We start from the raw sequence: 18,110 nt of genomic DNA on the forward strand, positions 1-18,110 counted from the left end.
CAAGGGAAGCCACGTCCTTACCGCCAAGGCCACGGATGACAAAGGTGCCACAGCGGTCTCTTCGGCCGTAAGCATCACCGTGTCGGAGAAGGAGAATTCCGCCCCGCGAGTCAGTATAAGCAGCCCTAGACAGGGAGAGGGGTTTACGGTTGGCGAGAGCGTGACGATCGCCGCAGACGCATCTGATGCGGACGGGGAGATTGCCAAAGTCGATTTTTACCGGGACGGCACGCTGCTGGGGACGGACATCGCTTACCCCTACAGCATAACCTGGGGGGATCTTCCCAAGGGGAACCACGTCCTTACCGCCAAGGCCACGGATGACAAAGGTGCCACAGCGGTCTCTTCGGCCGTAAGCATCACCGTGTCGGAGAAGGAGGATGATAACAATCTTATTGGAGTCAACATCCCAGAAGTCAGTATTCTTGCTCCTTTTAGTAATCAAGAATTTAGTAGTGATGAAGCTATAGAGCTAATGGTGATGTTTCAGGGCTCTGACGAACATGTCAAGAAAGTGGAATATTATAGTGGAAATCGCCTTATTGGGGTTTCAACTATAAGTCCCTTTGTTGTTGTTTGGGAGAATCCGCCAGCTACTATGCATATAATAATTGCAAAGGCCTTTGGCGAAGATGAAGGAAATTTCAAAGTATCTGATCCGGTATTAATAACTATAAGAGAAAAAACCGATGACTATATAAGAATAATAGACCCAATTAAGAATGCTGTTTTTAGTTTGGGAGAACTTATACCTATAAAGGTAGAAATACCGGAGGTCAATAATCCTATTAAGGGGGTAGATTATTATAGCGGAAATAAAAAGATAGGTAGTTCGAATGCTGCCCCATTCGACTATAAGTGGGAGAATGCAGAAGAGGGGGGACATATTTTGGAAGCACATTTACTTTTTATCGACGGAAGCCAAATACTATCTCCCCCTATTGCTATGGAGGTGGTGAATAAAAAACGAGCGATCGTGAAATTAGTTGTTCCTAGTAATATCGTAGAGGTACATTCAGGGGGGAGCATTGATCTCAATGTTGAACTTGTTGAATTTGATAATGAGATAAAAGTTGTTGAGTACATATTAGAAAGTAAAAAGTTAGGGCAGTCGGAGGAGGATCCTTATGGTTTCCAGTGGAAAAATATCCCAGGGGGAATTCACAGGATAGTCGCAAGGGCTACTGATATCAAGGGTAAATCTTATTACTCAGAGCCTGTTACTTTGAATGTTAAGGACGTTCCTGATCCGCAATTAGAATATGAAATCGGGCCTAATCCTACTTCACAATACATCAATGTGTTTTTTACTAATTTAGATGGAGTTTATGATTTTGAATTTAGAGTAATAGCCATGAATGGACTAGTTGAGAAAATATTTGAACTCAACTCAGGGCAATCAACCTATACAATGGATGTTTCGGACCTAGTGGCAGGAGTTTATGTGTTATACTTAACTTCTAATGGAAATCAACTTTCAAGTAAGAAGTTTATCAAGAGGTGATTCTATTAAAGAAGAGGGTGTTTAACATAAGATCTTTTGTGTATATTCGGTTTGGCAGGTTTTTTTTACCAGTGACGGCACGGTAGATGGATTAATCCTGTAAGAAATTTAAATGGTCTAATAATATCCTCGCTCTTATCTATGGCTCCATAAACAGCATGATAAACCTAAGTGTTTATTAACAAAATCCAATTACGAATCGGAGGTGATGTCAGTTTAGGGGTAGGGGTGGCATATTGGTGTTTAAGGGCATAGAAATTTTGACCATAATATTAGCCTGAGACATGCTGAAAAACGCCATTAGTAGATAAAAAGCTGTCATATTGAATGATTAACCTATTTTTATGTGAGTGGTTTTTCAGCAAGCCCTAGCTTAGTCTTCAGGTTCAAAACTATGCGGACTCTTAAAGCAAGCAAGAGTTTTATTGTTGGGTAGAATATTAAGTTGCAACTGTGGCTATTTTCCACGGATTTACTCAGCATTATGTGGATATGCAGGGTGTGTCCTTAATGAGATAGTGATTCTATGTAGGGATTTGACTTCTAACTATATTGTGCAGTATCTCCTATATGAAGACATTAAAACTATATTTAAATCAATAGTACTAGACTTTGAGAGGCGTGAAAAATACCGCCCACATGCTTTATTTGCCTGTTGATTAGCTGTTTTTCAATTTTGATACCATGGTTAAATTCAGGTAGGGAAATTAGTTTTCAGATTTATACATAATTTCAAGTCTAATTAGATAATAGTATTTATAGTTTAAATTATTTTTTTTTGTTGTTATTTTTAGGTGCTGGAATTCGGCATGATGATTGAAAATAATTGGGGGAAAGTAGATTTTATTTTACCGATTTTATAGTTAAAAATTAAGACTGTATTATTTTTATTTTATCTATTAAATTTATATATCGTCTTGATTTTACTTCATTGTATGTTTGCTTATAGTTTATATTTGCACATCATTCATCTTTCGTCAAAAATAAAATTTACAGGATCTAAAATTATTGGGTTTTAAAATAAGGTATTCATGAAAAAAATAGTTACTGTCCAATTATTGTTAAACATTTTTTCCGTGTTGATTATTGAAAATTATTCTTTTAGTTTTTCGCTTTTAAATTCGAATTACAATCTTGTTGGAGAAGGATATACATCTGTAAATTGTCTTAGCGAAGTTGATGTTTTACATGATGTCAAAGCTGGGGAGGATATTCTGCTTGAGAAGAAACCTATTTATCTTCTAGAGATTGGACCAATGAATTACAGTGATAGTTATTTGATAGTTAATCCTATATATGATTCTAGTTTGGGCGAGATAGGATCTGAAAGCATTGAAACAGATTATTCATCAGGCGAAAAAATAACCGTAACTGCGGAAGTCAATCCAGGATTCAAATTTGTCAATTGGACAATTGATGGGAAAGAGGTAAGCAAAATGCTCGTTTATGAATTTGTAATGCCTTCGAGAAATATAAACATTCAGGCAAATTTTATAAAGGAAGTGGAAGTTCCTTCCAAACCGGAAGTAGAAGTTCCTTCCAAACCGGAAGCGGAAACGGGATTACTGAATGGATTAGTATCCTTTTACGAGATGAATACCAACCTGTCTTCAGTACTGAAAGATTCGCATGGCCAAAACCACGGAGTGAACGCACAAATCAGCCATGTTCAGGGGTTCAATGAAAAAGGGAACAGGTACGACCCGAAATCGTCGATTTCAAGTGTGCCTCATAGCAACAGTCTGAACCTTGCCACGGAGTTTACTCTGATGGCCGATATATTCAGGGAGGGAAACGGTAAACCTGATGGCTCAGTTATTATTGGCAAAACATATTCTAGCGCTTGGCCTGAGAACCAGACTTATTCCCTAGCGATTACAGCCGACAACAGACTAAGGATCCGAACAAACAGTTCTGGACTTCGGGATTGGTTTTCCACCCAGACGGTTCCCCTGAGGAAATGGGTGAGGGTGATAGCCACCTATAAATCGGGTGAAGGATATAGGTTGTATCTGGATACAGTGGTTCCGGAAAAATCCCCTCAGTTTTCCGGGGCGATCAGCAAATCGGATCTGAAATTGACTATAGGCTCGGCATCACTGCTAAGGAATGCGGCATATGCCAGAAGGCTTGAAGGAGTGTTGGACAATGTCGGGATCTGGAATAGGAAGCTTTCGCAGGAAGAAATCGCAGAACTGATTACCACTAAGATAACTTATCCTGATTTTGGAGGTGTACAGGAGGTGTCGAAAGTCAGGGTTATTTCCCCGATCCAAAATGCTGAATTTGACGCAATGAGTGACATTCAGATTGAAATTGAACCAGAAAGCAAAAATGGGGAATTCAATAAAGTTGAGCTTTACAATGGTAACACGTTGATTGCCACTCTGGCGGAACGTGTGTCCACCTTTACCTGGAAGGCTGTTCCGACCGGACAATACAATATTAAGGCAAAGGCGTTCCACGGCAATGGCACATTCACTGAATCGGTTCCTGTATCCATCAGTGTAGTTGAGAGGGAGAACATAGTTTCCAAGCCAGGAACCGGGAAGGGATTGCTTGAGGGATTGGTGGCATTTTATGAGATGAATACCAACCTGTCTTCAGTATTGAGGGATTCGCATGGACAAAATCACGGAGTGAACGAACAGATCAGCCACGTCCCGGGGTTCAATGAAAAAGGGAACAGGTACGACCCGAAATCGTCGATTTCAAGTGTGCCTCATAGTAACAGTCTAAACTTAGCCACAGAGTTTACCTTGATGGCTGATGTTTTCAGAGAGGGGAATGGGCAAAGGAATAGCAGCATTCTTGTGGGTAAAACATTTTCCAGTGCTTGGCCTGAGAACCAGACTTATTCCCTGGCGATTACAGCGGACAACAGACTTAGGATCCGGACAAACAGTTCTGGGCTCCGGGATTGGGTTTCCACCCAGACAGTTCCTTTTGGAAAATGGGTGAGGGTGATAGCCACCTATAAATCGGGTGAAGGATATAGGTTGTATCTGGATGCAGTTGTTCCGGAAAAATCCCCTCAGTTTTCCGGGGCCATCACCAGGTCGGATCTGAAATTGACGATAGGCTCGGCATCACTGCTAAGGAATGCGGCATATACCCGAAGATTTGAAGGTGTGTTGGACAATGTCGGGATCTGGAATAGGAAGCTTTCACAAGAAGAAATCACAGAACTGATTACAACTAAGATAACTTACCCTGATTTTAAGGGAAATGAGTCCTACAGAATTACTTTAGTTAAAGCTACTGAGGATATATCTGGAGAAAGAACTTTTGTAGCGGATTCTATCCATGCAGAAGTAGGTGAAAAACTGATTCTCTTGGTTGAAGAAGAGGAAGGGGCTGTATTTGATCATTGGAGTGTGGATGAGGTTCAGATGAGTTCCTCAGTCTTTTATGAACTCGATGTTCCTGATAAAGACCTAGTTGTCACCCAGCACTTCAGAAAGTTTGCTGCTCCTGAAATCAATCTGGTTTTGCCTGATGACAGGTATGAATTTGATGCATCGAGTGAAGTTCATATCGGGTTTGAAATAAAAAGTAACGATTCTGAAATCGAGAAAATTGAACTTTTAAACGGGAGTGAAGTAGTGGGGCAAATTGCCCAAGATTCCTCAGGGTTTGACTGGAAAAACATACCTGCGGGGAACCATCAGCTTGTGGGCAGGATCACTGATACAGGTGGTAACACTTATTTCTCTAATCCTGTGGTGTTGAAGGCAGTTGGTTATCAGTCAAGGGATCTCCCTAATGTGCTCCTGGAATATGTAATAGGGCCAAATCCAAGTAGAGAATATCTCAATGTAATCTTTACAAATTTGGATCGAAGTTATGATTTTGAATTCCACGTGGTTTCAATGAACGGTACAGTGCAAAAAACTTTCGAGGCAAGGCCTGAGGGGGACAAAGTGACTATTGACGTTTCTGATTTGGTAAACGGTGTATATATTCTACAACTAACTGCAAATGGTCATGATATTTCAAGTAAAAAGTTCATTAAAAAGTAAGTCCATAGACTTTAGTATTGACAAAAAACAGCCTATACAGTGGCAGGGTCTCCTGAAAGCGAAGGGAAATATCTACTTGTGGATGTGGTTGTGATCAAGATGGTAAAATTTTCCAATAGTTTGTGGATAGGTAGCTGGTTATGAAATATAATTTCATTTAATTGCAAATTAATAAAACCTGAATAGAAGATTGTTCATTTTAATGAATTCAAAATTTATTCTAATCAAAAATAAAGTTGTGTGTCTAGCGGGTAATTGTCGTTAGACACACGAACTAGTTCAAAAATCAGAAGGTATAAAAATTTAACAATAAATTATCATGAAGTTAGTAGCGAAGAATGGGGATTTCAGAGTAATGAGGAAATTTATAAGAGGCATGGCCAATCTTCCAATGTTTACTTTATTTTGGGCATGCATTTTTAGTGTTGGGGCAGTGCCCATGGACTTGTCTCCTGAAAATGATGGCAGGCCAGGATTGTTAAAATATTTACCAATGGAATTCGTCGAAAAACTTTATAGATTAAATAAGAATGAAAAGCTGAAGCAGCATAGTCCTCAGACAAATTTGGATAATTTCATTATTATACAAAGCCATGATTTTGAGAATAATACTATAGGGAGTTATAACAAAGAAGAAAAAATAAGAGATTGGGGGGCACTTGATTATGATAACCGTCCAGGGTTCCCACAAATCGTGAATTTTGACGGAGGGAAAAGGGCTAAACATTACTTTCCACAGGGAAGTAGCAATGGCCAAAATGGAGCTGACTATGGTGCAAAAATAAAAAATCCTTCAGAAGAAGTTTATTATAGTTTTAGAATGTATTATGAACCTGGGTTTGATTTTTATATTTCTGGGAAATTACCTGGTTTCCGGATGTGGCCTTCCATTAAGGCTGGATCAGGGCTGAATCCTGGAGATGGTGGGGGGGTAGTATATCTACAGGTGGATGCATTTGGCCGGATGAACTGGAATGTCTATCATCACCGAATGACGAGTCGATATGGTGAAAGGATGGGATCACCCTATAATTTCCATACTATTGAAACTGGCAAATGGACGGATGTGACCTATCGGGTAGTATTAAATACTCCTGGTGTAGCTGACGGCATACTACAGGTATGGATAAATGGGGAATTGAAAAATACGGCGACCGGTGTATTGCTAAGAACTAAAACGAGTGTTCAGCATTTGAATCAACAGGTTGTTATTACGGCTATGGATTGGGATGTTCCCGTGAGGAAAAACCAATCCATGTATATGGATGATTTCTATACATGGAAGTACAGTCCTGAATATTTAAGTAGAAATCCCTCAGTTGCGAAGGGATTACAAGTTCATCCCTCCAGCCACAAACTTATCACGCCGTTAGATCCAATTGTTGCCGAACCGTCAAAATATAAAATAGAGATTTCCGCAACTCCACCCGAAGGAGGGAAAGTGTCTATAAAATCCTCAGATAATAAGTAATAAGGGCGGGGTAGTCTTTGTGGGCGAAGGGACTGAATAGGTAGATTAAAAAGCAATATTTTGTGAAAAAACAACGGCTGTGGGGCTTTTGACTATTCCGCTGCAATAGGCAGAGGTTAAATCCTTCTGATCCAGAAAGCCCCCGGTTCCCGTCCCGGTTGGGAGTTGAAAACCGGACATTTTTCTGCGAGTAGCTGCCTATGGTTATGGCTGAGGTAATTTACTGCTCCTGTAATTTCGAAGTTCGGATTGAATGAAAGAAATGCTTCTAGGAGATATTGTTCGTTCCAAAGCTTTTTATCTTCGTATATCCATTCATCCAAGTAATCTTTTGGGGAGAAGATATCATGGATATGGATAAATACGCCAGGGTTAAGTATAGGTAGAACTTCAAGTATTTCAAATAGGACATCTCCCTGTGGTCTTATCACATGAGAAGAGTCTATAAAGAGAATGTCATTTTCTTCTAGCGTTGTGAAGAAAGAAAGGTCAATTTCTTCAACTTTCGTTCTTTTCAGCTCCACATCTACTTTCTCAAGCCACGGCTGTTCGTAAGGCTCTACGCAAATATGCTTACATTGGTACTCTGGATGTTCTACTTTGTTTTTTTTAATGGCATTGATGACCATCAAGGTGGAATTTCCGCTTCCGATCTCAATAATTTTAGTTGGTTTAACTAGCCTGACCATACTATAGAGATATTCGGAATCCCCCGAAGCATACATAGTGTTGTTATAATAGTACTCTGTGTCTTTCCGTTTTTCCAATGGAAACTTTTTCAATTCTTCAGAAAAATGAAATTGATTCAATATTTCAAGTTGCTGCTGGATATTCCAATCAATTCCTTTTAGATTCCTATCTTCTCTCAAAGATTTCTTAAGGTGTTTCCTGGGATTCGTGAGTGGTTGATAGTAATGATCTAAAACTGGCAGTAATCCCAATTCTGAGAATATTTTTTCATTTGATTGAAGCCGCTGTCCACTGCTGATATATCTTAACCATAATGTTGAAAGATAGGTTATTGGCAATCCTAATGTCAATAGACTTTTTCTGAGTTCCTTTTTCATGTGTTTATAATTGTTTTTCAATGGTCACATGGAATCCCTACCTGCCGGCAGGTCGCACGGGGAATAATCATCCCTTTGTGTGTAGCCTTCGGCATGCTCGATTTCATATTACTCTATTTAATAAGTAAAATTGACTGTGTTTTCTCCATAAAGAGTATAGGTTTTATTGCTATGCCTACTTGATTACTGGTTGACGTTTGAGTGACTTATTCGTGTTTTGAAATTATTGTAGGTTTTTATTAATTCCTATTTGTGCTCATTATTTCATATGCTTTTAAGTAAGTTAGTAACAACGATAATTGCCCAGTTGAGTAGTTGTTCAAGCTTCTCGAAATAGTTTTTTCTTCTAACAGCGTGTTGATTGGAAGTAGTCTTTTTATTTCCGTAATATATTGTTTTGCACTGTTATTAGGTGAAGAACTACTTTTGAAAATAGATTTCAAATGTTCTTTTGATTTTCTTGAAAGATATCGATTAGATAGTTTTTTTATGAAAGAGTACAATCCTTTACCTATTTGAAGCTTACCCTTTGAAAAATTCTCGTTTCTAATAGATGCAACATCATGGTTAATATGAGCTATAAAATCGGAATAGAAGTTTTTCTGCTTCTTTATTTCTGGATCAAGGTGCATCATTAATGAGAAAAATTTCTTACTTAAGAAAGGAGTGGTGGACCAAAAATAATTTCTGTTTCTATCCTCTCCTTCAAATATATATCTCTTCATCCGTGCCCTTAAAGTAAATTGCTCCAATTTACCCGCACTTGTTGCTGCTGGCAATTCCTTTATGTAGGAGAATATTTGTTTTTCTAATTCTTTTTCGGATACTCCAGTTATTTTTGCGGCTAGGTTAATCGTAAATTCATGGTTTTCCTTCATTATTAATCTGAATAATTTCAGATCACTATTGAATTTTAGATTTTTGCTTAAATCAGGGAAGACTTTATCTCCCCCATCACCGGTGAAAAAAATTATATTGCTGCCGAATTTTTTGCTTACTTCATTGCAGAATTGATATAGAAAATAGAACCTACAAGGTTGAATACTCATTTTTACTTTCATTAAACTGGCTATGTCGTAGTTGAATGACTCTTTGGTCAGCGATATTTTTTGCCAGTTTATAGTTAGAGCATCGGCGATTTCTTTAGCAATAATCCCGTCATAAAGAGCGGTTTTTTCCGCATTTTCAAATGTCACGCCTAAAAGAGGTTTTTTGCCTTTAACAAGTCCTGCGGCCACTGATCTAGAGTCCATACCGCCACTCATGGATAGAACGTTGGTAGTCTCCGCTCTATCAGTACAGGCCTTTGTAAAAACTTCAGCCATGTCCTCTAGCAAGACTTTGGTGTTTTTAATCTTTGTTTTATCTTCGAAATTATAGGTTGTCTTTTTTTTCTTGACCTGCAGATTATTGTTCAGTGCATCAATTTGAATATAATCGTCCAGTTGTAAGCAGAATATATTTTCGAACCAAGTTCTGTCAGCTAGATTATAATCGAATACCATGAACTCAGCTAAGTTCAATCTGCTTATTTCGGGTTGTAGGAAAAAATATGCAGTTTTAATCTGCCGGGAAATAACCCACCGTTGATCCTTGCTTCCAAAGTATAGAGGTAATCTGTTAAGATGGTCTCCGAAAACAGCTATTTGATTTTTTGTGATATCAATTTTGTAAAAGTAAAATTCCCCATCAAGGTCAAAGGCATATGAACTCAGTTTTTCATCAATTTTCTCTGTACTTAGCGTTTTAAGCTCAGTTACAATAGATTCAAAGGCTTTTCCATAAATCTTGCCTTCCATAATAAGAATGATATCTTGATTAATCCTTAACGTGGAAACCGGATAGTCATGGTTTGAAGAATTTAATACAATAAAATTATTATTTTTATAGATCACATCTTGATCTTCTAAGATGGATGAATAATTGGGACTATAAGAACAAATGGAGATGCCTACCATGTTTGAATTGTTGGTTCTGTTTTTTTAATCTGTTTTTTTGAGATCTTTCTTTGAGCTCTATGTTTAAAAAGATTTTGAAACTGAAGTTTTATAAGCATTGGTAGAATATGAAGACCGGACGTTTTAACAATAAATTCATCTAAATTATCGGTATCGTTTGGATCCAGTCTTTTTAATCTATAAATATCTGAAAAAATGGAATTATAACCTTTATCAATGCTGAGGCAGTATTTATAGCCTGCTTGCTTCGCTATTTCGATTTCCCTTTCAGTGTAATCTCCGTTAGGATAAGCCAGAGTATTTATTGTGAAGCCATATTCTTTTTCTAAGGTTTTTTTGCAATTTTCAATTTCAAATTTAGCTTCACTATAGTCACATTTTGGAAGGCAGGGATGAAAAGAAGTATGGGATTGCATATCAACATATTCACTCATTTCAACAATCTGGGCTTTGCTCAAAGCCTGTGGGTAATCATATTCTTGATCTTGTTTGAAACCGTGCCTGTGCATTAATGCCAGTCGATCTTTATTGGATATTTTTTTTAAACTTTCATTTGAAAAAAGTTCTCTGTTATATCTAAACCAATAGTGTCTATTGGTGTTGATGATCCCTGAATTTAAGAATATAGTCACTGGTATTTTGAGCTTTTTAATAACTGGCAAGAGCTCAAAGTTACTTATCCTGCCATCATCAAAGGTGATGATCAGTGATTTTTTAGGTAGTAGATTTGAATCGTTGTTTTCAATTGCTTTGTAAAAAGTTTGTAAGGATATAATGTTATAATGTTTTTTAAGATAAGTGAAGTTTGTCTCGCCAACTTCCGGGGTCATTTCATGGAATACAAGTATAGTCACTTTGTTTCTTTGAAAAAGCATTCTCATTATAATTGGAAGTCCTGAATAACGCAGGATTCTATATACCAACGCAATCATGGTTTAAATACTTTTTGTGAAATCTATCCCGTAATAATTAGCCAGCCTATTTGTGATTGCTCTGCTGCTAAAGTGCTTTTTCCGTAAAAATGTTTCTCTTATTCCCGTTGTTCCATTGTTAAGACTTTTATCTACCAATTTTGCCAATTCTTTAGCGTTATGGGAAGTGGATACGTAACAGTTGGGCACTTCTTTTACCATTTCAGCTACATCTCCAACAGGAACTGAGATTACAGGTAAACCACAGGATAGCGATTCTTTTATAACCTGGGGCGATCCTTCTGTCGTTGAGGTAAGCAACAAACAATCCGATCCATTGAGTAGTTGCTTTACCTGAAACCGGTTGACGTTTTCTAACGTCTGGATAGCTATTTTGTGATGATATTGTTCTTTCAATTCTTTAATTACCTGAAGAAACAGAGGGTAATTTTTGACACTTCTTAATGGGCTGCTAGGAAACAGGATTATTTTTTCATCTCTTTCTTTCTCTTTTTCTTCAGGTGTGAAAAAGTCAGTATCTACTCCACAGGTAAGTATTTCCACACTTTTATTATATTTTAAGGCGTTGTCCCGCATGGTGGGGTTTTGAACAAATACGGTATCCACTCTAGAGATTATTCTTCTACTTAACCATACCTGAAGGTAGTTGCTGCCTCGGTTATTAAAATCACTGCCGTGCAGTGTCAAGAAAGTCTTGACTTTAGGCTTAAAGAAGAGTAAAAAAAAACCTGAAAGTCCGTAATGGATATGGATTATATCGGGAATGTACCTGTTAATACACCTGGAAATTGAAAATATACTTTTGAAATATTCAAATTTAGTCTTATGTACGGAATTGATTAGAAATATTTCATAGCTGAATTTATAATATTTAGTTAAATGATCTATTTGTTCTTTTATAAAAATTCCATCAGCAGGATTACTATCCGTGGGATACATGTTTGTTATGAATAGTATTTTTTTCATTCAGCCTTGTAAGGATTTAAATTTACTGTATAGGATATATGAATTTTGCTTGTCAGATTCGGATTTTTCATATTTAATGGGATGATTGAGGGTCTTATACATCACATTTATTTATATATTTTTAGTAGGTTTAATTTTAGTGTTTTTTAATTTTTGTTAATATACTTATGATAAATTTGTTCGTGTTTTTTGCTGCATTTGTCTATAGAGTAGTTTTCTAGGAAATATTCAACTAGCTCGCTTTTTTTGATCTTATCAGGTCTCCGTAGGTATTTGTGCATCACTTGGTAATAACTGTCTTCAGATATGTCGCTGGACAAGTATCCTGTTTTATTGGGTTGAATAATGTCTTTTATTCCCCCCACCGGTGTGCATATGGGAGTGCAGCCACATGCAATAGCTTCCAATAAGGAGATCGGAAGTCCTTCAAATCGAGAGCTTAAACAAAAGACATCACTCTGGTAAAGATAATCACCGATATTTATTGTTTCACCTAAAAAGTATATTCCATCTCCGGCAATTTCTTTTAAAAATACTGCTTCTTCTGATTCATAATCTCTGCCAACAATCAAAAGGATGACATTCTTGTAATCACTTCTGATTCGATTGAATGCGTTTATTAAGACACTATGTTGTTTTTGGTTCTCATTGAATCTTGATAGATGAATAAAAACTAGGTCTTCTGGATTTGATTTTAAGGATTTTATCTCTTCTTTAACATCGTCGAACTTTTCTGTTTTATGGGGTTTTAAGCATCCATTGTAAATTAGTTCTGGATCATTGATTTTATAGTAGTTTTCATATGACCTTTTACTATCATCTGATATGGTGATTGGGATTATTAGATTTCTTTTATAGAAGAATTTTCTTATTAAAAATTGATGTTTTATTTTTCCGTCAAATGAGGCATCATTGTGAATTGTATGGAAAATGGTGTTTTTTTTGTTAGAAAGTGTACGAAATAGAAAGTAAAAAACAACCTGGAGATGTGTGTGGATTATGTCAGGTTCTAGTTTGTCGATGAATTTGTTTAATCTATAGATGTCTCTGATTCTAAATCCATTTCCTATTGGAAAATTAATGTACTTAACATTACCGCTTAATTCGTTTGTGAAAAGGTCTGATGAGCTTCCTCTAAGTGTAATGATATATACTTCATGATTTTCAGATAATTTATTGGATAAATCGACAACAAATTTTTCTGCGCCTCCCTGTATAAGTGCATATATTACCTGTACAATTTTTAGTTTTTTTCCTCCCATTGCCTTACTTTAATTTTGAATATACAGTTATCAGATCTTTGGCTATAATACTCCAACTTAAATTTCCCTTGGAATTTAGGTCTTTAATGTTGTTTCTCATTTTTTTCACAGTAGCTGGATTTTGAAACATCCACTTTATGCTATCGGCTAAGGTAGTTATGTTGTTTGGCTCTATTAGTATTCCGGTATAATTATTAATTATCATTTCTTTTAACCCTCCCACATTTGTTGCTATTACAGGTTTGTTTAATGCAAATGATGTCATTATAACGCCACTTTGAGTAGCGTCTTTATAAGGGCAAACTATAAATTCAGACTCCTGTATAAGTTGAATTAACTCTTTGTTTGTAATATACCTGTTTATGAATATATAATTTGAATGGATGTCATAGGGGGTAATGTCAAAGTTATATTCACCGCTACCTGCTATGATTAATTTTGCATTTGGGAATTCACTTATAACAAGTTTAAACGCTTTGCAGAGTTCTTCAATTCCTTTATAGGGAGAGACTCTTCCAAATATCAGTAGTTGTTGGCTGTTTGTTATGAATTCTTTCTCAGGTGTGTATTTTTTTAAATAAGTATAGGAGCCAAGACGTGAAAAATATACGTTTTCCGTTTTTTTTCCAGAACTTGTGAGAAATACATTTGTTTGGCTTTTGTTTAACAGAATAATATTATTGAATAATTTATAGTTAAATTTTCGAATCGCATTGTCTTTTTTTGAGGTTTCCCCTGAATGAGGTAAAGGATCATGCACTGTTAAGACTCTGGGCGTATTGTCTGTAGCCAGAAAATATGAAAAATTGAAATTAAGAAAATTGTTTGAGTGGATTATATCTGGGGTTATTTTTCGGATCGCCTTAGCAAGCTTATATTGAAGTAATAAATTTGAAGCTGAGTAACTTTTTTCTGAAGTTCTATATATGATTGAAGTTCTGTTCAGGTCAATATATTCATCAAATTCTTTTAGCTCGTCAAAGATTATAGCAGGATAGATTCCAGCTTTTTTTAAAGTGGTTTTAAATTTTAGTGCAGTGGAACTTCTGGAATAGGTGGGAAGATCCAGGAAATAGTGTAAGTCTGCTTGTTTAAACAGTTCCCTAGTAAGAGATAAGTCCATGTCAAAAAACGAGGGATTTGATATATATGCTATTTTCATGTCTTATGCAGGGGATACGATATCGGGCTGTTTATTGAGCTCTTTGTTTTTGAGTAGTTTTTCAAGAAGTTTTTTCTTTAAAAGCAATTTTACTATTCTCTTTAGCTGATTTTTTTTATTCAATTCTACTTGGTTGAAAATAAATAGAACTAAGGCTGTACTGATAGCATAACTTACATTATAAATACTTCCTGATGTGAGGGAGGTAAATAAAATCATCCAAAGATAATATTTGCAATAATAATATTCCTTAGGAAGTCTGACTGTGAAGGATTTGTACCAGATTATTATCCAGGCAATCACGGCAAATATTCCTGCCTGGGAATATAGCCCAATAATACCTACATCTTCAAGGTACATTCCCTTGTCTATCAATCGCATAGTGACTGTTCCGTAATAACTTTTTTCACTTGGTACTCCATTACCCATAATTTTGGAAAAAACAGTATCGGAAAATTCAGTCAGATAGTAAGCACCCGTAATGAACCTGATGTACTTGGTTCCTTCGCTTTTTGAATCCATGGTCTGTTGATAGATCCCTTCAAAAACAGGTAAGTTTAAGGTGCCTATATAAATGGCCGAAATTATAATTAAAATGGAGATGACTACTTTTTTTACTACAGACAGCTGGAATCCAAAATGCAGGAAATATAAGAGCATAATAAATGCGATTAATTGCCTGGTCGCTTGTAGTACCGGTACTACCAGTCCATAAATTGCAAGTGGTATCAGAACATATTTATTTCCTCGGTTTGAAATCAATTTACTCAGAGAGATAAAACAAGCAAGCCAGAATATTCCCCCGCCTGGAAATATAACCCTGGTAACTCCTCTGCTTTCGGCATATCCTCCGGTTTCATCTACCAGTGCATGACCGAAATAGGCTGTTTCGGGATTTAGAAGCTGAAATATACTGAGCACAAAATAGAAATATCCGAAAATAATAATAACGTTCTCTAATACCTTAACCTGAAATTTGAATGCATGTAACAGGAAGAAAACTGGAACTACGGTGAGGGGAATAGTCCTCACAAGGCTATCCATGAGACCTTGCTGCCAGATCAGGTAAGCGCTTACCACGGAAAAAAGCATGGAAAAAGTCAATAGCTGAACGGGTAGAACAAAGGCGCCCTTACAAGCGAAGAAATATCTTATCGAAATTAGTACAAGTACAAAAACAAATAAGAAAGGTATTTTGATACCAATTAAATCCCCCAAAAATCTTACTTCGAAAAATTTAAGGGATAGGAGAATGATCACAAAAGCAACAATAGCTTGTAGGTATTTATTCATTCTGGTAATCCTTTTTATAGTTTTTAATGAAATATAATCCTACTACAATGCAGATTAGTACTGAAAGGCTGATTTTTAGTTGTATATCTAGGTCATTGATCAAAAAAGTGCTGATTAGAAACAAGGCTAAAGCCGCCGTCCAGCAGATAAATTCTTTTTTTATTTTTATGTTCAATTGTTTTCTGAATGTCATCCATAGTATGATTTCAAAAACCGCAAAGGACAGCACATAGGCAACTGAAAGGCCATAAGCTCCAAATTGGCTGCCGTAGTACATCATGGGTATGGAGATAAGCCCGTTCATTATTGCAAGGTTAAACATGAGTTTTTCCTTGTTTATAGCACCCAATACAGTCGAAATGGTGTAGTTAACGGCCATTAGAAAAGTGAACCATACCTGCATTTGTGTAACTCGTACTGCAGGGAGATATTCTTCAGAAAACAAAAGTATCACGATGTCTTCTATGAAAAGATTAAACATAAATGCCAGCGATATCCCACTTATCAAGAAGTATTGAAATCCATTGGTCAGTAGATTATATAATTTTTTTTGATCACTTACCCAGAGAGCTGACAAGCTAGGGAAAGCAGCAAGTACAGCATAGTTGAGGATCATTTGAACGGGAGCTAATAATCTCCTGGCAAGGTTGAAAAAACCAATTTCATCAACTGTAGAATTTAATTCCAGGTAGATGTTGTAGAATTGCTGAACAGGAATCATAATAAGCATAACACTGAAATAAGGCCAGCTTTGTATTAGGATACTTTTCGTGGAGGTCAGGAAGGGCGATTTTTGACCCTTCATCATTCCATTTTTCCTCAGGTAAATGGCCAAACCCAGTCCCTGCAGAATATTGAGGGTAACAAATATGAATATTAGATTATATACGGTAAAGGACTCTTCTGGGAGCAAGAAAACAAATCCAAACCAAAGAAGACCATAGATGATTTTGATCGCTGAAGCAAAGAACATTTTTTGATTCCCCAAAAAAGCATATTCCAAAACTGTCCAGAGGGCATTGACAAACCCACATAAGCTTACCAATAAAACTTCTTGAATTGATAGTGTTCCGAACAAATGATTGTATAAAATATAAAGTCCGGTTAGTATAACTATTGTCAATATCCTTAGCAATAGCCCGTTCAAAATCAAATCACTTGTCTTATTGGAATCCCGGGCAATAGATCTGACGATTATAGGCTGAATGCCTAAATCGCTGATACTTAACAATAGTAAACCCTGTGATGTAATAAATGTATATAGTCCATAATCATCCGGAGCAAAATGTTGTGTTATTTTAAGAACAGTAATAAGCGCCAAAACCTGGGAAACCATATTTCCCACCGTCATAAAGGAAAAATTTTGTACGACTTTATTAGTAGTGATTTTCGTAATCGAGACCATTAAAATTAATTTAACTGATAGTATCGATTATATGGGGAGTATTTGTTTTTTTTTATTTTCATGTGAGTAGTTGATATCCAGAAAGAAAACTGCGGGTTTGGTTTTAAGAGTACAAAACTAAAGAAAATAAAAAGTCCTTAGAAGCTGGTCTTTATTAGATCTTTTAGGGCTCTTTTTTTAGTCAGTAATGATTTATTCTTAAAGTAAAATTTGAGATTTTGAATTAGATTTCCGGATTTCGCATGGAATTTAAAGACCAGATCATTTTGTCCCTGGGTTCTTTTTCTGTTTAATTCCAGCATATAATCCAAAGGATATATTGATTCAGTTCCATTACATGTTTCGCGTATTATTCTTTCGAAATTAGCATGCATGACTTCAATATCCTTGAATCTTTTTCTTAGATTCTCTAAGGAGAGACTGTAGTTTCCGGGAAAAATTCTATAATTCAGCAGTAACTTATTGGAGAATCCTACCCCATTATAGGCTAGCGTTGACCAAGTGACTTCATCTACACCCCAACCAGAGGTCTTTTCAGAAAACCCTCCGATTTCTTTCAATGCTTTTGTATCTACAATGAAGTCAGATAAAAAGAAGTCGCGCTTCTCGTATATTCTCTGGAAAACGAAATCTTCCTGTTTTTCCCATTCTGGGCATATTTCGGTTATGCCAATGAAATTGCTTTGTCCATCAATCAGTTTTACCCTACAATGAAAAACTTTAGTATCCGGGTACTTTAGTGCTAACATATTGATCTCAGATAAAAACTCTTTATCTATGACATCATCATCACTTAGGATTGTGAAAAAATCCCCTCTTGATTTTTCTACTATTTTATTGAAGTTGGCCGGCATATTTAATTGCTCTGTGCTTTCTTCATAGGTCACGTTCGGTCGGTTTATCCAATCCTTGCACAGATCCTTTATTTCTGCCTTTACTTCAGGTGTATTGGCGTTGTTTCGAATGATAACTTCAAAATCTTTAAAAGTTTGAGCTTCAATGCTAGCCAATGATTCTTTTAAGTATTTTGTTTTTGTGATGGGCAATCCTATTGTGAATCTCATAATA

Annotated in this window: 12 protein-coding genes; 3 read left to right on the forward strand and 9 right to left on the reverse strand. The window is 36.4% G+C overall.

Features of this window, described 5'->3' with window-relative positions:
• The 3 genes from LZF95_RS01165 to LZF95_RS01175 all read left to right on the forward strand — a co-directional run.
• A partial coding sequence (locus LZF95_RS01165) for an Ig-like domain-containing protein (RefSeq protein ID WP_233753155.1) occupies nt 1-1,504 on the forward strand: 1,504 nt, incomplete at its 5' end.
• A 1,031-nt stretch (nt 1,505-2,535) separates the two neighbouring features.
• The gene (locus LZF95_RS01170; protein WP_233753156.1) at nt 2,536-5,526 is read left to right on the forward strand and encodes a LamG-like jellyroll fold domain-containing protein; all 2,991 of its coding nucleotides are present in this window, start codon (nt 2,536-2,538) and stop codon (nt 5,524-5,526) included.
• Between the two features lie 319 nt (nt 5,527-5,845).
• The gene (locus LZF95_RS01175; protein ID WP_233753157.1) at nt 5,846-6,997 is read left to right on the forward strand and encodes a polysaccharide lyase; all 1,152 of its coding nucleotides are present in this window, start codon (nt 5,846-5,848) and stop codon (nt 6,995-6,997) included.
• A gap of 116 nt (nt 6,998-7,113) precedes the next feature.
• On the opposite strand, the gene LZF95_RS01180 is transcribed toward LZF95_RS01175, so the two are convergent.
• The 9 genes from LZF95_RS01180 to LZF95_RS01220 form a co-directional block, all read right to left on the reverse strand.
• Nucleotides 7,114-8,037, reverse strand: coding sequence for a class I SAM-dependent methyltransferase (locus LZF95_RS01180; RefSeq protein WP_233753158.1), 924 nt, complete (start codon nt 8,035-8,037; stop codon nt 7,114-7,116).
• A gap of 266 nt (nt 8,038-8,303) precedes the next feature.
• Nucleotides 8,304-9,863 (reverse strand): asparagine synthase-related protein, encoded by a 1,560-nt coding sequence (locus LZF95_RS01185; RefSeq protein WP_233753159.1) that lies wholly within the window; start codon nt 9,861-9,863, stop codon nt 8,304-8,306.
• A gap of 152 nt (nt 9,864-10,015) precedes the next feature.
• Nucleotides 10,016-10,954: a polysaccharide deacetylase family protein gene (locus tag LZF95_RS01190; protein WP_233753160.1), complete on the reverse strand. Its 939-nt coding sequence runs from the start codon at nt 10,952-10,954 to the stop codon at nt 10,016-10,018.
• A gap of 3 nt (nt 10,955-10,957) precedes the next feature.
• The gene (locus LZF95_RS01195) at nt 10,958-11,920 is read right to left on the reverse strand and encodes a glycosyltransferase (protein ID WP_233753161.1); all 963 of its coding nucleotides are present in this window, start codon (nt 11,918-11,920) and stop codon (nt 10,958-10,960) included.
• A gap of 146 nt (nt 11,921-12,066) precedes the next feature.
• Entirely contained in the window at nt 12,067-13,182 is a 1,116-nt protein-coding gene (locus LZF95_RS01200) for a glycosyltransferase family 4 protein (protein WP_233753162.1), read from the reverse strand.
• Between the two features lie 4 nt (nt 13,183-13,186).
• Nucleotides 13,187-14,344: a glycosyltransferase family 4 protein gene (locus LZF95_RS01205; protein WP_233753163.1), complete on the reverse strand. Its 1,158-nt coding sequence runs from the start codon at nt 14,342-14,344 to the stop codon at nt 13,187-13,189.
• 3 nt (nt 14,345-14,347) lie between these two features.
• Nucleotides 14,348-15,637 (reverse strand): hypothetical protein, encoded by a 1,290-nt coding sequence (locus LZF95_RS01210; protein ID WP_233753164.1) that lies wholly within the window; start codon nt 15,635-15,637, stop codon nt 14,348-14,350.
• Entirely contained in the window at nt 15,630-17,042 is a 1,413-nt protein-coding gene (locus LZF95_RS01215) for an oligosaccharide flippase family protein (protein WP_262912207.1), read from the reverse strand. Before LZF95_RS01215 ends, LZF95_RS01210 begins: the two co-directional genes overlap by 8 nt.
• A gap of 137 nt (nt 17,043-17,179) precedes the next feature.
• Nucleotides 17,180-18,106 (reverse strand): glycosyltransferase family A protein, encoded by a 927-nt coding sequence (locus tag LZF95_RS01220; RefSeq protein WP_233753166.1) that lies wholly within the window; start codon nt 18,104-18,106, stop codon nt 17,180-17,182.
• Nucleotides 18,107-18,110 lie beyond the last annotated feature (4 nt).

It is taken from the genome of Algoriphagus sp. AGSA1, assembly GCF_021390545.1.
Classification (GTDB): Bacteria; Bacteroidota; Bacteroidia; order Cytophagales; family Cyclobacteriaceae; genus Algoriphagus.

Bases quoted from the DNA above. Each gene is read 5' to 3' on its own strand.
- LZF95_RS01170 (WP_233753156.1), top strand. From the start codon at position 2,536: ATGAAAAAAATAGTTACTGTCCAATTATTGTTAAACATTTTTTCCGTG.
- LZF95_RS01175 (WP_233753157.1), top strand. From the start codon at position 5,846: ATGAAGTTAGTAGCGAAGAATGGGGATTTCAGAGTAATGAGGAAATTT.
- LZF95_RS01185 (WP_233753159.1), bottom strand. From the start codon at position 9,863: ATGGAAGGCAAGATTTATGGAAAAGCCTTTGAATCTATTGTAACTGAG.
- LZF95_RS01190 (WP_233753160.1), bottom strand. From the start codon at position 10,954: ATGATTGCGTTGGTATATAGAATCCTGCGTTATTCAGGACTTCCAATT.
- LZF95_RS01195 (WP_233753161.1), bottom strand. From the start codon at position 11,920: ATGAAAAAAATACTATTCATAACAAACATGTATCCCACGGATAGTAAT.
- LZF95_RS01200 (WP_233753162.1), bottom strand. From the start codon at position 13,182: ATGGGAGGAAAAAAACTAAAAATTGTACAGGTAATATATGCACTTATA.
- LZF95_RS01205 (WP_233753163.1), bottom strand. From the start codon at position 14,344: ATGAAAATAGCATATATATCAAATCCCTCGTTTTTTGACATGGACTTA.
- LZF95_RS01210 (WP_233753164.1), bottom strand. From the start codon at position 15,637: ATGAATAAATACCTACAAGCTATTGTTGCTTTTGTGATCATTCTCCTA.
- LZF95_RS01215 (WP_262912207.1), bottom strand. From the start codon at position 17,042: ATGGTCTCGATTACGAAAATCACTACTAATAAAGTCGTACAAAATTTT.
- LZF95_RS01220 (WP_233753166.1), bottom strand. From the start codon at position 18,106: ATGAGATTCACAATAGGATTGCCCATCACAAAAACAAAATACTTAAAA.